Raw genomic sequence first — 14,578 nt, 5'->3', positions numbered from 1 at the left:
TTATGCTTTAGCCCTGTGATAAAATTATTAATGTAGCGAAAACAAAGCAAATTTAAGAAAACGTTGGCATTTTACTATTGATTATCTAATTTGGAGGGGTATACATGACATATGATGTAGCAATTATTGGATCAGGTCCAGCTGGAATGACAGCGGCAATTTATGCAGCCAGAGCAAACCTAAATGTACTGCTGTTAGATAAATTGGCTCCAGGTGGACAGATTGTCAATACCTTTGAAATTCAAAACTACACCGGTATGGGAACCATCAACGGTGCAGATTTAGCCATTAAAATGTTTGAACATACCCAAGAGTTGGGCGTTACCTTTGATTACGGCACCGTAACCGAAATCCAGCCCGGAGGTAATATTAAAAAGCTAATTTGCGAAGAGGGCCCAACCTTTGAAGCCAAAGCAGTAATTATTGCCACCGGTACCAAGCCTAGAATGCTGGGCATCCCTGGGGAATTAGACTTTGCTGGTTCCAGCATTAGTTGGTGCGCCATTTGCGATGGTGCTCACTATCGTGACAAAAAGGTAATAGTAATTGGTGGCGGTAACTCGGCGGTGGAAGAGGCCATCTACTTAGCTGGATTGGCCGAAGAAGTGATTGTAGCTACTCTGTTTAACTTAACTGCCGATCCATCAGCTTGTGATAAATTAAGAGCTTTACCTAACGTAAAAATTTACGAGTATTATGAGAACATTGAATTCCTGGGTACCAATAAATTTGAAGGTCTGAAAGTTAAGTCTACCAAAACCGGAGAAGAACTAGTTTTAAAAGCAGACGGAGCCTTTGAATATATTGGCTTAAAACCAACGGCCGAAGTCTTTAAGGACTTAGGTATCCTAAATGATTACGGTTATATTGAAACCGATGCCTATATGGCCACCAAAGTACCGGGCATTTACGCTGCCGGTGATATCATTAGCAAACACTTAAGACAAGTAATCACTGCCTGCGCTGACGGTGCCATTGCGGCTCAATCCGTTGCTAAATATGTAGAAAACTTAAAGTAATAAACAAAGGAGAGATTATTAATGGCTGCAACAATCAGAGAAATTACCAGTGCTGAACTGGACGATGTAATTAAAGAGGGTAAAGTATTGGTTGAGTTTTACTCCAAAACCTGTGGACCTTGCAAAATGCTAAGCTTTGTATTAAAGGACGTAGCTAAAACTGTGGACGGCGTGGAAATTGTCACTCTAGACTTCGACGTAAATAAAGATGCTGTAGAAAAATACAACGTAGCCGGTTATCCCACCATGATCGTATTCAACAACGGCCAAGAGGTAACCCGCACCAAAGGTCTCCAACAAAAACCCAAAATTATTGAAATGCTAAGCTAGTTTCACATTAGAAAAGAAGACAGGGGGACGGGTCCCCCGTCTTGTTGGCGCTGCCGGCAAGACAAGGGACCCGTCCCCTTGTCTTGAGGGACCCGTCCCCTTGTCTTGTCCTTAAAGTAACCGTTGCTACAACACCAAAGTATTCACATGGTGTATAATTATGTTAGACATTGTGGGCATAGCACAGATAGGGATTTGTGCAGGAATTACTGTGGGAAACTAGAACACATATGACTATATAAACGGAGATTTTAATTTTTTAACGGGATACACGGGGGACGCATTATGATGAAGCTACAAATCGCTATTTTAGGAGAAACCGATTATCAGCAGGCGTTAAACATGCAAATGCAGTTGTTGGCATTGCGGCAACAGGGTCAAGTGGGCGATATCATGTTGTTGCTGCAGCATCCTCCCACATTGACCATGGGCATGCGGGAAAACCGATACAACATCCTGGTGCCAGAGGAACAACTAAAAGCACAAGGTGCCAGCATCTATAAAATTAATCGGGGCGGGGATGTTACCTACCATGGCCCAGGACAAATTGTGGGCTACCCCATTTTAGACCTGAAAAACCATGGTAAAAGCGTTAAGGGTTATGTCAACAAATTGGAAGAGGTGTTTATTCAACTATTGAAGGATGAATACAACCTCAACGCCCACCGGGAACCTGCCTACCGCGGGGTTTGGATTAACGATGAAAAGATTACCGCCATTGGTTGTTCTGTTAAGCGCTGGGTAACGATGCACGGCTTTGCCTTTAACGTCAACACCAATTTACAACACTTCCAGTGGATTAACCCCTGTGGCATCACTGATAAAGGAGTGACCTCGCTGCAAAAAATACTTGGTCAATCCCAAGATATCGACGTGCTGAACCAGCAAGTAATTACCTATTTCTGTAGAATGTTTAATGTGCAACCGCAACTGATCGAGCAACAACAACTAAACCGAATGCTAGGGGGAGGGCAACATGAATAGTCAACGCAAACCAGAATGGTTAAAAATAAAGCTCCAAGGGGCTGAGAAGTTAACCGGCATTAAGAATATGCTCAATCGCCTGTCGCTACACACCGTCTGTGAAGAAGCCAATTGCCCCAACATGATTGAATGCTTTGGTCGCAAAACCGCCACCTTTATGATATTAGGCAGCATTTGCACCCGCAACTGCTCCTTCTGTAATGTCACCAAAGGCCACACCCAGCCGGTGGACCCAGAGGAACCAAACCACGTCTTAGAAGCGGTGAAGGAGTTGGGTTTAAGGCATGCGGTGATCACCTCGGTAACCAGGGATGACTTGCCAGATGGTGGAGCGGCACATTTTGCCGCAGTGATTAACAAGTTAAAGGATACCGATGTGGTGGTGGAAGTGCTAATCCCCGACTTTCAAGGGGATAAAGAAGCCCTGGCTAAGGTGGTTAGCGCCAAGCCTCAAATCATCAACCACAATATTGAAACGGTACCACGCCTGTACCCCACCGTGCGACCCAAAGCCGTTTATCGGCGCTCGCTGGAACTGCTGCAAAATGTTAAACAAATGGCTAGCAACATTTACACCAAATCCGGCATTATGGTGGGCTTAGGGGAGCAGGAACAAGAGGTAATCAACACCATGAAGGATTTGCGGGCAATGGATTGCGATCTGCTCACCGTCGGTCAGTATCTCAGACCATCGGTTAAGCACCACCCGGTGGTTGAATACGTGCACCCAGATCAGTTTAAAAAGTACGAACAGGCCGCCCATGACCTGGGCTTTAAGTATGTTGCCTCCGGCCCGTTGGTCAGAAGCTCCTACCACGCCGAAGAGGCCGGCAAGAGCCTAGATTAACTTTTTCTAATCAAATTCTAATTTTACACTAATAATTCTCTAGTGATTCCCGCCTATAATAAATAATAACAAAGCTGATAGGGGGAATTTTTATCATGTCAATAAATTTAGAACTGATTGATGAGTTAAAGAAAAGGGCCAACGTTAGCTACAGCGATGCCAAAGAGGCGTTGGAACAATGCAATGGTGATTTGCTGGAGGCTTTAGTTTACCTGGAAAAAAATAAAAAAGTTAAAGCAGACACCAACTGTGACTGGGCTGACAAAATTAAGCACCTGTTTCATAAAGGCAACAACACCAGATTTATCATTAGCAAAAAGGAACGGACGGCGTTGGATTTATCGGTCACTTGGTCCGCCATTATCACTGTCTGTGCACCCTATGTGGTGGTGCCGATGCTGGGGTTAGGGCTGGTCACCGGGCACAAAATGAAGTTTGTGGGCCAAAACGGTGAAGATATGGCGGTCAATGAAACGCTAAACAAGGTGTCATCCGCTGTGGATTTGGCTAAACAGAAACTGAATGATGACAGCCTAAAAAAATAGTTTTCCTCAAATAACCTACCTTGTGTGTAGGTTATTTTGCTATATAATAACATCAACGAACTATGGTTGGAGGCAAGATAATGGCAGGGCAAAGAATATTGTTGGTTGAGGACGAGGTGAAAATAGCTAGGTTTTTAGAGCTGGAGCTAAAGCACGAAGGTTATCAGGTGGAACAGGCCCACAATGGTTGGCAGGGCTTGGAAACCGCCTTAGAGGGCCAGTTCGATTTAATCATTTTAGATATTATGCTGCCGGAGATCAATGGCTTAGAGATATTGCGCCGAATCCGCAAGAAATCTGAGGTGCCGGTGATTATGCTCACCGCCAAGGACGAAACGATGGACAAAGTGATGGGTTTAGATATGGGGGCGGACGACTACATTACCAAGCCCTTTGCCATCGAAGAGCTGCTGGCCCGCATTAGGGTGGCCTTAAAACGAAAGGCCCCGGCAACATCCAGCGCCCCTTTGCAGGTGGGGCCACTAAGGTTGGATTTAGACCAACACGCCGTCACCTTTTATGGGCAACCCATTGAGCTAACCAAGCGGGAGTTTGATTTGTTGGCCTATTTGTTGGCTAACAAAAACATCGTCCTCACCAGACAAAGGTTGCTGGAAACGGTCTGGGGTTACGATTACGCTGGTGACACCAATGTGGTGGATGTATACATCAGGTACCTGAGAAGTAAAATCGATGACGTATATCAGCAAAAGATTATTTATACCGTGCGGGGAGTGGGGTATCTGATTAAAGATGAAGTCTAAGCACTGGTTACTAAATGCCGTTAAGTTACTGTTTAAAATACTGCTGCTGATTATCAGGGCCATTCCCCGGGCGTTGGGGGATTTGCGCCGCTGGTTGCTCAAAAGGTTGCGCTTTTCCATCACCTTTAAAATTACCACTTTTTATGGCGTCATCTTTAGCCTGATGCTGTTGTTCATCAATCTAATTGTTTGTGCCGCCATGGTCGGTTTTTTGGGGTACAATGCGGCCCAAGACCTGAAGCACAGCCATCAATTGGTGGCCCCTTACTTCAAAGAAAATCAGCAAATTCCCACCGCCAACATTGAGCAGTCAACCCAATTAAATCAAGTGGAAATAACAGTTTTTGATCACCGGCAACGGGTGTTGTACACCACCGATGACCAGCCCAGCCTTAACCCCGCATTGAATATTACCGACAACTACTTTTTAGAGCTGGGCCTGAATAATCGCTTAATTTTGCAGGATGGAAAGCTGCAAATTGCTCGTTCCTAAGATCAGGAGTTGTTGATCGTCGGGTTGTTGGCTGCGGTGCTGTTTAGTTTGACACCGCTGGCCATCATGGTGGTGGCGGTGGTTGGTTGGAAAAATAGCAAAAGAATGTTGATGCCGGTGGCCACCATGAACAAAACGGTGCAAAATATCACCATCAATGCGCTGGATACCAGGCTGGACGTTTCTGGCTCCCACGATGAACTGAAGGATTTGGCCGAGACCTTTAACAGTATGCTGGATAGAATCCAAGGGGCTTACGACCAACAAAATCAGTTTGTTTCCGATGCCTCCCATGAGCTGAGAACCCCCATTGCGGTAATACAAGGCTATGCCAATCTATTGGCCAGATGGGGTAAGGATGACCCAGCGGTGCTGGCGGAGTCGATAGAATCCATAAAAACCGAAGCTGACAACATGAAGGATCTGGTGGAAAAACTGCTGTTTTTAGCCCGGGGGGATAAAAAATCCCAACCGGTGGAAAAAGAGAAATTCCCACTGCATCAACTGGTGGAGGAAATAGTAAAGGAAACCAAGCTCATCGATGCCGACCACCACATTATACTACAGCACTGCCAATCGCTAACCATTTACGCTGACCGCAAACTGTTAAAAGAAGCCCTGAGAGTTTTTGTGGACAACAGTATCAAGTACACTCCCCCGCAGGGGCAAATAACCATTGGCTGTTATACCCAAAAATCCCGGGCGGTGGTGACGGTGGCTGATACCGGCAGGGGCATTCCCGCGGCAGATTTGCCCCATATATTCAATCGCTTTTACCGGGCAGATAAGTCCCGAACCAAAGAAACCGGCGGTACCGGCCTGGGGTTGGCCATTGCCCAGTGGATTATCCACCAACACGGCGGTACTATTGAAGTGGAAAGTCAATTAAACCAAGGCACCAAGGTGACGGTTTTGCTGCCTTTGCTGAGTACAGGCGGCAATAATTTGGGGTAATTTTATAAATGCGTTATAATTGCAATTATGAAAAAGATACTTTTATTTGCCACCGGTGGCACCATTGCCTCGGTGCAGGGAGCAGAAGGACTAACTCCGGCCATGACCAGTGACCAACTGTTGGATTACTTGCCCCAGGCTAACCAAGATTATATTGTCGAGGGTAAAGTGCTGATGAGCATCGACAGTACCAACATGCAACCGGAGTTTTGGGCTGTTATTGCCGAAAATATTTATCAAAATTATAATGATTATGATGGTTTTGTCATTACCCATGGCACAGATACCATGGCCTATACCGCTGCTGCCCTTTCCTATATGTTGCAAAATTTGGCTAAACCGGTGGTGCTAACAGGGTCTCAAATGCCTATTCATTTTTATAAAACCGATGCCATTAAAAACTTGGCTGACGCTGTGCGCTTTGCCAATGAAGATGTGGGTGGCGTTTTTGTGGTCTTTGGCGGCAAGGTAATAATCGGCACCAGGGCAGTAAAATTGAGAACTAAAAGCTATGCCGCCTTTGAAAGTGTCAACTGCCCCGATGTGGCTTACATTGAGGACACAGTAGTTAAGTATAACTGGAAAATACTGCCCAAAACAAAACATGAGCTGCAATTTGATACCGCCCTTTGCCCCGATGTGTTGTTGCTGAAACTATACCCCGGCATTAAACCGGAAATGTTTGACGCCTTGAAGGACGAGTCATTATATAAAGGGGTAATCATCGAAAGCTTTGGCAGCGGCGGGGTGCCTTTTCAAGGCCGCAATCTACTGCCTAAAATTAAAGAGTTGGTGGATGCCGGTGTGGCAGTGGTGATCACCACCCAGTGTCTAGAGGAGGGTGAGGATTTACACAGGTATGCAGTGGGGCGCAAGGTGATGGCCCAAAGTTTAATCATTTTGTCCGGCGACATGAACACCGAAGCCATCGTACCCAAATTAATGTGGGTTTTAGGCCATACCAATGATATGCAACAGGTAAAAAAACTAATGGAGACTGCGATAGCCTACGATTTGACCCCTAAATTGAGTTAATTAATAAGACAGGGGGACGGGTCCCTTGTCTTTTCTGATGTAAAAGACAAGGGACCTGTCCCCCTGTCTTGTTTTTTTTGATTGTGATAAACCTTATTGCATCAGGGTTATGCAAAATTGGTTATCGGGTTATCCCAGGAGGTAATTTGATTATAAGATACTGGTTGTGATAAGTTTAACTTAAGAAATTTAGCAAAATTACGACAGTTTGTGCACTGAATTAAGTTATTAAACGCACAATTAAAACTATTTAGTTTTATTTCAAGTTTTTAATTTTATAAGTAGGTAGGAAGGAGGGAAATAGTAGTTCGTAAGTGTTTGTTTAATTTTTTCAAAATAGAGAAAACTCTAAATAATTAAAAAGGAAGGGGATTATTTTGGCTATTGAACTAAAAGAAAAACCTGTTTTTGTTATTGGGCATGAAAGATCTGGTACAACATTACTAATGGTTATGTTAGGTCAACACAGTCGCATTGCAGTACCTGAAGTAGGTTGGTTGTTCCCGCGGATTTATCCCTGGTTACATACCTATGGTGACCTAAACAAAGAAGAAAACCTAAAAACCTTAGCTGATGAAATGCTCTTTGGATTAAACAGACATCTATGGGGAATGGATTTAAACCCAAGAACTGCTGTTGATCAGCTAATAGAAATGGCACCTGAAAAGAGTTTTGCTGGTATTTATTGTGCTATGCATGAAATGTTTGCTCAAAAGAATGGCAATAAGCCTCGTTGGGGTCAAAAAACTCCTCACAACCTTTACTTCATAAAGCAAATTAGAGAGTGCTTCCCAAATGCTCAATTTATTTATATAGTAAGGGATGGTCGGGACGCTGCGTCAGATTATCTAGAATCCGCATTTGGACCTACAAACATCTTCTGTGCTGCAGAGAGCTGGAAAATGGCTTGGAATGCAGTTAAACCTTGGAGAGAAAAACTTAGCAATAAAGAATGGCTTGATGTAAAATATGAAGACTTGGTTCGTAAACCTGAAGAAGTAATGAAAACAGTATGTGACTTTTTAGATGAGGAATTTGAGCCTGCTATGTTTGACTTCTGGAAAGGTGATATTGGTCAAAAACGTGGTATGACCCGGGACCATAAGCCTCTAGGTCACGCAATTAGTGATAAATATGTGGGCATTTACAAAAACCTACTGAGTATTAGAGATCAGCGGGTCTTTACTGCGGTAGCCGGTGAAGAACTAAAAGAAGCTGGCTATGAAAATATTATTGAACCTATTGAAATTACACCTGAAGACGAGGCCCGTTGGAGAGAATATGATGGCAGAGTAAGAGCGGCATTATTGGATGCCCCTGAAGGTCATATCTTGTTTGAGAGCTATCGCGATTGGTTAGTTGATCAACGAGAAGCAAGAAAACAAGCCGGCATTTGGAGCGATGCGGATATTCCAGAAGATTGTTTCCCAATTGGTCACCCACACGAGGAACTAATTGTTGGTTTCCGTGCTTGGAAGAAGTGGAAAGACCATTTTAGCATTAAGAGACAGTATACAGCAAAAGGTATTGTGTTTTAAGATAGAACAACTATTAACTAATTAAAGTTCGGGGGCTATTAATTGTAGTCCCCGAATGATTGCCCCTACCACTATAAAATACTTCTTAAAAATTCATAATTTTTAGGTAGTGGTTTAAGGCACATCGGATATAAGTGCAAAATTTTGATGTAAAGGTTAAGTGGTTAAAATTTAAGGGGGGAGAAAATAGGATACAAAACACATAAGCAAAGATATGATAGTAAAGCAGCTTCAAATATTCTTATTGCCGTTGCTTGGGGTGCCTCAATAGGCGGAATGGCAACACCATTAGGTGGCGGACAAGCCTTGGTTACTTGGAGTTTTCTTAATGAGTATATTGGCACTGAAGTGTTTTTCATTGACTGGTCTCTACGAATGGTTCCTATTTCCCTACTGGTGATGATTGCCTGTTCTTTGTTTATGTACTTTGGTATGAAACCTGATCCAAGTGAATTAAAATTCCATGGGAGCAAGGAGTTTTATAAGCAAGAATTAGAAAAATTGGGCCCCATGACTTTTGAAGAAAAAATATTAGGCTTCGGGTTTTTATCAATAATTCTTTTAGCTATTTTGCGGCCGTTGTATGTTGATTTCTTGCCCTTTGCATGGTTGCACCCAGCTCATAGTGTTCTTTATCTTTGCGATAATATTGTTTATGATCCCTTCTAAAAAGGAAAAGGGAGAGACGTTGCTTTCTATCCCGGCATTAGTTAAACACTTTCCAGTAGCGATACTGTTTATATGGCCGGGGGCAATTGCCCTAAGTCGTGTTTTAATAAATACCGGGGCCAGTGGAGTATTTGCCAGTTGGCTAGAACCGATAATAGAAGGCGGTACAATTCCTGCTATTATCGGTATCGGCGCAGTATCAACCACTTTATCACAATTTACATCTGATACAGCGGCCGCCGGTATTCTTGTACCACTGATAATGGATGCCTTCCATAACTGGAATAATCTAGAGTATGGTGCTGTTGCCTTTATATGGATTGCCGGTGCTTCATTAAGTTGGAGTTTTGCAGTAGTATCGGCCAGTGGTGCCCAGGCCATCGTTGCCGGTTTTGGTGCCAATATTAAGAGATTGTTTACTTATGGTCTGGCATTGGCGGGCATTTCTATAATAGTCACGGCAATATACTTTATAATCACTATAGGTATCTTGCAACTACCATTTTACACCATGCCACCAGGTATGTAATAGAATGTGCTAAAGAATGTTATACCCAAACTGATTGTGCCCGAAACCATGTTAGGCTATCGGGCACAATTAAGTTTTATCAACAAAAAATTATTATAGTTTGGTGGTGATTTACCATGGAAATGTTGGTCCTTTCTTCGCTGATTGTATTTTTAGCCTCTATATTACAGGCGAGTACAGGTTTTGGTTTCTCTATCATGGCTACACCTTTTTTGCTATTAATATATGAGGCCCATGATGCAATACAGATAAACATCATTCTTTCACTTTTAATTTCTTTCGTTATGATCACAAAAATATGGCAAGATGTTGATAAAGAACGCCTCATTAGTTTGGTAAAGGGAAGTATTATTGGAGCACCTATAGGGGTAGCGGTATTTGTTTATGCGGATGTACAAATGTTAAAAATAGTTATCAGCATACTAATTCTGGTATTGACATTTTTATTAATGCTTAATTTCAGTATCAAAAAATCCAAAGGTAAGGATATTACGGCAGGGGGTATTTCTGGGCTTTTGACAACCAGCCTTGGTATGCCTGGGCCACCTTTATTACTTTACTTTACAGGGGTGGGAACAGAAAAGGCAATTTTGCGTAGCACCACGTTAGCCTTTTATGTTTTTATTTACACTGTCAGTTTGGTTATGCAAATAGTATTTTATGGAACTACTAAAGTAGTTTGGACTTCGTCGCTGATGTCGGTGCCCCTGGTTTTATTAGGCATAGTGCTGGGGCAGATGTTGTTCAAATATGTAAACCAAGTAATGTTTAGACGAATAACTTATGTAATTCTTTTTTCACAGGATCATACCTGCTTGTAACCAGTGGTTTTATGAACAAGGCTGACTATCAAGAAGTTGTAGAAAGTAAGCACTTGGCAAATGGTCTGGCATGGCCAATCCCCATTACTGTTTCTGTAACCAAAGAGCAGGCTGCTGAACTAAAAGAAGGCCAAGAAGTTGCTCTGGTTGATGATGAAACTGACGTTTATGTAGGTATTCTTACTGTAGAAGATAAATATGAATACGACAAAGTAAAAGAATGTAAGTCTGTATTCTTCACTGACGATGCAGAACACGCCGGCGTTCAAAAGGTTATGGCCCAAGGCGATGTTAACATTGGTGGTCCCATTGTAACCTTCAGTGAATTGGGATACGACGAAAAGTATGCCGGTTACTATGCACACCCAGCACAAACCCGTGAACTTTTTGAATCTAAAGGTTGGAGTACGGTGGCAGCTTTCCAAACCCGTAACCCTTTGCACCGCTCCCATGAGTTCCTGTGCAAGATCGGTAACGAAGTTTGTGACGGTCTGTTTATCCACCCAATTGTAGGTAAGCTGAAATCAGGCGATATTCCAGCTGAGGTCCGCTTTAAATGCTATCAAGCGCATTTAGAAAACTACTTCAACCCAGCCACTGTAGCATTGAAAGTTTATCCGATGGAAATGCGCTATGCTGGCCCTAGCGAAGCTATCTTGCACGCTATCTTCCGTCAAAACTTTGGTTGCAGTCACATCCTAATCGGCCGTGACCACGCTGGTGTTGGTAGTTACTATACACCATACCAAGCTCAAGAATTGTTTGATGAGTTTAAGCCTGGTGAAATTCTGTGTCAACCAATTAAGGTTACCGCTTCTTATTACTGCAAGAAGTGTATGGGTATGGCTACAGAAAAAAGTTGCCCACATGGCCCCGAAGATCGCATTGCCATCAGTGGTACTAAGGTTCGGGCTATGTTTGCAGCAGGTAAATTGCCACCGCTTGAGTTTGGTCGTAAAGAAGTATTAGAAATCCTTACTGAGTACTACAAGAAACTAAACAACTGATTATAATAACGGATGGAAGAAAATTAAGCTTATAAACATGTAAAGTCGTCCTCCTATTTAATGGTAGTAGATAGGAGGCGACTTTACTAACAAATTTTTAAAAGTCCTTATTGTTGTCCTTTAAAAATCTTATAAATTTTCTATATGCCTTAGACAAATTATCCTCTTTATATAAAATGTACATATCATGTTTTAAATTAACATTTTTAATGTTAACCGTTCGTATCCTATCTAAACATAAATCTCTAGCAATCACCGTAAAAATCTTCAATAATTTTAATATTTTTAGAGGTCGCTGGTTGCGTCATGTAAAGTTCTTCTGCGGCTCTGGTAAAACTTTTTAGTTCAGCCACCTTTATAAAAACTTTTAGTCTATTTATGTTCAATTTTCTCCCCCCTCTACCAGTATATACTAAAAAATGACAATCCTCTATACCTTTTCAAATCATACCATTAGCTAATTGTCGCTTTCACTTAAATACAATATAATATAATTATGAAAGAGGAAGGTGAGGATTTATACAAGTATGAAGTGGGTCGCAAGGTGATGGCCCAAAGTTTAATCATTTTGTCCGAGGACATGTGAAGACAGGGGGACGGGTCCGTTGTCTTTTCTGATGGAAAAGACAACGGACCTGTCCCCCTGTCTTGGTTTTTTCTTAAATTGTTTTAGCAATCATGTATAGGCCGGTAAAGATCAGCACTAAATTGATGATCAGTTGGAAAACCCGTTGATTAATGCGATAGTGTAAGATGTTGCCTACAAATACACCGATCAACAATGCGGGTACCAACATTAACGAAGTGGTAATTACGGTGCCGGCAATTTTGACGGTAAGGGCTTGGGAAATTATGGTTATCACATAAACACCGATAAAAAACGACAGCGTTGTGCTCCGGGTAACTCCTTTTTCAATGTTTTTTACATTAAAATAGATGGCTAATGGTATCCCTGGCAAACCGGCACCATTGGTGAGTACCCCTGAAAGTAAACCGCTAAATAGCTCTTGAAATTTACTGCTTGGTTTTGCAGTATCCTGCAATTCTTCTTCGCTTAAATTGCGGGTTTTATACCATTTAACAATTAAGAATATGGAGATAAAGCTCACCAGTATACCTACAGTAATTTTCAGCAAACCCAGACTGACGTAAGCAAAAAATAGCAAGCCTAAGGGCACCCCAAATAAACTACCGATAAAAAATCGCTTCAATAATTGATAGTCTACCTCTTTAATAATCTTAGGCAGCAAAATAATTGCTACAAGTAAAGAAAGAAAATTGTTTATTTGAACAACCTCCCGGGAATCATAGACCAATAACAATAATGGTGTTCCCACAATGGCAAAACCAAAACCAACGGCGGACTGTAACACCGAAGCCACAAATACTATCAACCCAGCAAATAACCATTCATACATACTGTCACCAACCTTGTAAAGTTATTAGTTTGAATCATGCTGAGTATTAACCCTTAATACATAATGATGCAATTTTTGTGCCAAACATTAGAAAAGCTTGGCGTTTGCCAAGCTGGGACATGATCTAACTTATCAGCCGATACTTCTTTAATTTTCTAAACATGGTGGAACGGTCCACTGCCAGCGCCTTGGCTGCTTTGGCTACATTGTTGTGGTGGGTTGCCAGCGTTTGTTTTAGTAAATCCTTTTCTAGCTGTTCCATAATGTTCCTTAAAGATTTACTTTCTAAATTACTGACTGGTAAAGAAATACTGGCGCTAGGTTGTTCTTGCCGTACCTTACAGGGTAAATCATCCGCTTCTAAGTATTGTTTGTCTTGGGTGACAATTAGTCCTAAGATCATGTTTTCAATTTGCCGCACATTGCCGGGCCAAGAGTAGTTTAATAAAAGTTCTCTGGCGTCGACAGAAAAGGATAGGTTTTTGCGGTATTTGGTATTAAATTTATTTAAAAAGTGGTCAACTAAAGGCAAAATATCCTCTTTGCGCTCCCGCAGCGGCGGCAAGTCCAACACCGCCACATATAAACGATAGTAAAGGTCACTTCTAAATTTGCCTTCCTTTACCGATTGCTCTAAATTCCTGTTGGTGGCGGCAATAATCCGCACATTTACTTTCCGCACCTTGGTGGACCCCACCCGCATAATTTCTTGATCCTGCAAAACCCGCAGCAGTTTAGCCTGCATCGCCAAAGGCAGTTCCCCCAGTTCATCTAAAAATAGCGTGCCCTTGTCGGCTAATTCAAAATAACCGGGTTTACCCTTTGCACTGGCCCCGGAGAAGGCTCCCGGTTCGTAACCAAATAATTCCGATTCAATCAGGTTCTCAGGAATGGTGGCGCAGTTAATTTTAAAGAAGGGGCCATTGGCCCGGGGGCTATTTTCGTGAATTTGCCGGGCAAATACGTCTTTGCCGACACCGGTTTCTCCCAGAATTAAGGCGGTGGTATCGGTTTTGGCTATTTTTTTTAACAACTGCATGAGGTTGACCATTTTGGCACTGACAATAATGACATTATTATCATGCCCTTTATTGCGCAACGCATTGGCCTCCTGGTGATACTTCTCAATTAGTCTTGCCTGATTGGCTATTTGATCCCTTAGTTGAGTAAGTACCGTTACGTCTCTAACAAAGGTAATCACAAAGATAACGTTACCATGTTTATCAAAGATGGGATGCCCGTTGAGCAGCACCCGCCGGCCTGCTTTGGTGGTTTGCATGGCCGTTTGGGGTTGGCCTGTTTTTACAATGATCGGGTTGAGAACCACATTAAAAACCTGTTCTTCTACCAATTCGGTGACTAATCTGCCGACAATATCTTCCTTCTTTAAACCGGTTAGTTTTTCATAGAGACTATTTACCGTGATGGTTTTGCCTTTGGCATTTGTAATATAAACGCCGTCAGAAAATACTTCTAACAGATTATCAAAATAATTTTCAATCCGTTTAGTCACATCGCAGCCCCCTCAAAAGTTGAAATTAAACGAAAGTAATCACAATAACATTTAAATTGTAACAGCTTTGTTGTAATTTTGCAACATTGGTGTAAAATTGCAACAGGTGATT

At 42.3% G+C, this 14,578-nt stretch carries 16 protein-coding genes and 1 pseudogene; 14 read left to right on the top strand and 3 right to left on the bottom strand.

Going from position 1 to position 14,578, the window contains the following annotated elements; all coding sequences use genetic code 11:
• Positions 1–104: 104 nt before the first annotated feature.
• The 14 genes and pseudogenes from V6C27_09895 (at position 105) to sat (ending at position 11,535) form a co-directional block, all read left to right on the top strand.
• Complete coding sequence (locus V6C27_09895) at positions 105–1,019, top strand: FAD-dependent oxidoreductase (GenBank protein ID MEG6616725.1); 915 nt, start codon at positions 105–107, stop codon at positions 1,017–1,019.
• A 21-nt stretch (positions 1,020–1,040) separates the two neighbouring features.
• On the top strand, positions 1,041–1,349 hold the full coding sequence (locus tag V6C27_09890) for a thioredoxin domain-containing protein (GenBank protein ID MEG6616724.1): 309 nt from the start codon (positions 1,041–1,043) through the stop codon (positions 1,347–1,349).
• Between the two features lie 285 nt (positions 1,350–1,634).
• On the top strand, positions 1,635–2,333 hold the full coding sequence (lipB, locus tag V6C27_09885; protein MEG6616723.1) for a lipoyl(octanoyl) transferase LipB: 699 nt from the start codon (positions 1,635–1,637) through the stop codon (positions 2,331–2,333).
• Positions 2,326–3,180, top strand: coding sequence for a lipoyl synthase (gene lipA / locus V6C27_09880; GenBank protein ID MEG6616722.1), 855 nt, complete (start codon positions 2,326–2,328; stop codon positions 3,178–3,180). Before lipB ends, lipA begins: the two co-directional genes overlap by 8 nt.
• Positions 3,181–3,275: 95 nt before the next feature.
• A complete protein-coding gene (locus V6C27_09875; GenBank protein MEG6616721.1) occupies positions 3,276–3,725 on the top strand; it encodes a DUF4342 domain-containing protein in 450 nt (149 codons plus the stop codon).
• 80 nt (positions 3,726–3,805) lie between these two features.
• On the top strand, positions 3,806–4,489 hold the full coding sequence (locus tag V6C27_09870; GenBank protein MEG6616720.1) for a response regulator transcription factor: 684 nt from the start codon (positions 3,806–3,808) through the stop codon (positions 4,487–4,489).
• Complete coding sequence (locus tag V6C27_09865; GenBank protein MEG6616719.1) at positions 4,479–4,982, top strand: hypothetical protein; 504 nt, start codon at positions 4,479–4,481, stop codon at positions 4,980–4,982. The genes V6C27_09870 and V6C27_09865 overlap by 11 nt, the downstream gene beginning before the upstream one ends.
• Before the next feature lie 12 nt (positions 4,983–4,994).
• Positions 4,995–5,936: a HAMP domain-containing sensor histidine kinase gene (locus V6C27_09860; GenBank protein ID MEG6616718.1), complete on the top strand. Its 942-nt coding sequence runs from the start codon at positions 4,995–4,997 to the stop codon at positions 5,934–5,936.
• Between the two features lie 27 nt (positions 5,937–5,963).
• Entirely contained in the window at positions 5,964–6,971 is a 1,008-nt protein-coding gene (locus V6C27_09855; GenBank protein ID MEG6616717.1) for an asparaginase, read from the top strand.
• Positions 6,972–7,348: 377 nt separating this feature from the next.
• Complete coding sequence (locus V6C27_09850; protein ID MEG6616716.1) at positions 7,349–8,509, top strand: sulfotransferase; 1,161 nt, start codon at positions 7,349–7,351, stop codon at positions 8,507–8,509.
• A gap of 186 nt (positions 8,510–8,695) precedes the next feature.
• A complete protein-coding gene (locus V6C27_09845; protein ID MEG6616715.1) occupies positions 8,696–9,178 on the top strand; it encodes an SLC13 family permease in 483 nt (160 codons plus the stop codon).
• Positions 9,165–9,707, top strand: coding sequence for a hypothetical protein (locus V6C27_09840; protein ID MEG6616714.1), 543 nt, complete (start codon positions 9,165–9,167; stop codon positions 9,705–9,707). The genes V6C27_09845 and V6C27_09840 overlap by 14 nt, the downstream gene beginning before the upstream one ends.
• Before the next feature lie 116 nt (positions 9,708–9,823).
• Positions 9,824–10,528, top strand: a complete 705-nt coding sequence (locus V6C27_09835) for a sulfite exporter TauE/SafE family protein (GenBank protein ID MEG6616713.1) — start codon at positions 9,824–9,826, stop codon at positions 10,526–10,528.
• Positions 10,510–11,535 (top strand): annotated as a pseudogene (sat, locus tag V6C27_09830) (sulfate adenylyltransferase). Before V6C27_09835 ends, sat begins: the two are co-directional and overlap by 19 nt.
• Before the next feature lie 245 nt (positions 11,536–11,780).
• Here the strand turns inward: sat and V6C27_09825 are convergent.
• The 3 genes from V6C27_09825 to V6C27_09815 all read right to left on the bottom strand — a co-directional run bounded on the left by V6C27_09825 (position 11,781) and on the right by V6C27_09815 (position 14,466).
• Positions 11,781–11,921 carry a LysR family transcriptional regulator gene (locus V6C27_09825; GenBank protein ID MEG6616712.1) on the bottom strand — a complete coding sequence of 47 codons (141 nt, stop codon included), beginning with the start codon at positions 11,919–11,921 and terminating at the stop codon, positions 11,781–11,783.
• A 273-nt stretch (positions 11,922–12,194) separates the two neighbouring features.
• Positions 12,195–12,953 (bottom strand): sulfite exporter TauE/SafE family protein, encoded by a 759-nt coding sequence (locus V6C27_09820; GenBank protein MEG6616711.1) that lies wholly within the window; start codon positions 12,951–12,953, stop codon positions 12,195–12,197.
• A 124-nt stretch (positions 12,954–13,077) separates the two neighbouring features.
• Positions 13,078–14,466 carry a sigma 54-interacting transcriptional regulator gene (locus V6C27_09815; protein ID MEG6616710.1) on the bottom strand — a complete coding sequence of 463 codons (1,389 nt, stop codon included), beginning with the start codon at positions 14,464–14,466 and terminating at the stop codon, positions 13,078–13,080.
• Positions 14,467–14,578 lie beyond the last annotated feature (112 nt).

The organism is Peptococcaceae bacterium 1198_IL3148, from assembly GCA_036763105.1.
In the GTDB taxonomy this organism is placed as follows: Bacteria; Bacillota; Desulfotomaculia; order Desulfotomaculales; family Desulfohalotomaculaceae; genus JBAIYS01.
This window is presented reverse-complemented; position numbering and strand designations above follow the sequence as displayed.

Excerpts from the sequence above, each read along its gene's own strand:
- V6C27_09840 (MEG6616714.1), top strand. The coding sequence starts at position 9,165 with ATGATCCCTTCTAAAAAGGAAAAGGGAGAGACGTTGCTTTCTATCCCG.
- lipB (MEG6616723.1), top strand. The coding sequence starts at position 1,635 with ATGATGAAGCTACAAATCGCTATTTTAGGAGAAACCGATTATCAGCAG.
- V6C27_09875 (MEG6616721.1), top strand. The coding sequence starts at position 3,276 with ATGTCAATAAATTTAGAACTGATTGATGAGTTAAAGAAAAGGGCCAAC.
- V6C27_09820 (MEG6616711.1), bottom strand. The coding sequence starts at position 12,953 with ATGTATGAATGGTTATTTGCTGGGTTGATAGTATTTGTGGCTTCGGTG.
- V6C27_09855 (MEG6616717.1), top strand. The coding sequence starts at position 5,964 with ATGAAAAAGATACTTTTATTTGCCACCGGTGGCACCATTGCCTCGGTG.
- V6C27_09890 (MEG6616724.1), top strand. The coding sequence starts at position 1,041 with ATGGCTGCAACAATCAGAGAAATTACCAGTGCTGAACTGGACGATGTA.
- V6C27_09870 (MEG6616720.1), top strand. The coding sequence starts at position 3,806 with ATGGCAGGGCAAAGAATATTGTTGGTTGAGGACGAGGTGAAAATAGCT.
- V6C27_09835 (MEG6616713.1), top strand. The coding sequence starts at position 9,824 with ATGGAAATGTTGGTCCTTTCTTCGCTGATTGTATTTTTAGCCTCTATA.
- V6C27_09895 (MEG6616725.1), top strand. The coding sequence starts at position 105 with ATGACATATGATGTAGCAATTATTGGATCAGGTCCAGCTGGAATGACA.
- lipA (MEG6616722.1), top strand. The coding sequence starts at position 2,326 with ATGAATAGTCAACGCAAACCAGAATGGTTAAAAATAAAGCTCCAAGGG.
- V6C27_09865 (MEG6616719.1), top strand. The coding sequence starts at position 4,479 with ATGAAGTCTAAGCACTGGTTACTAAATGCCGTTAAGTTACTGTTTAAA.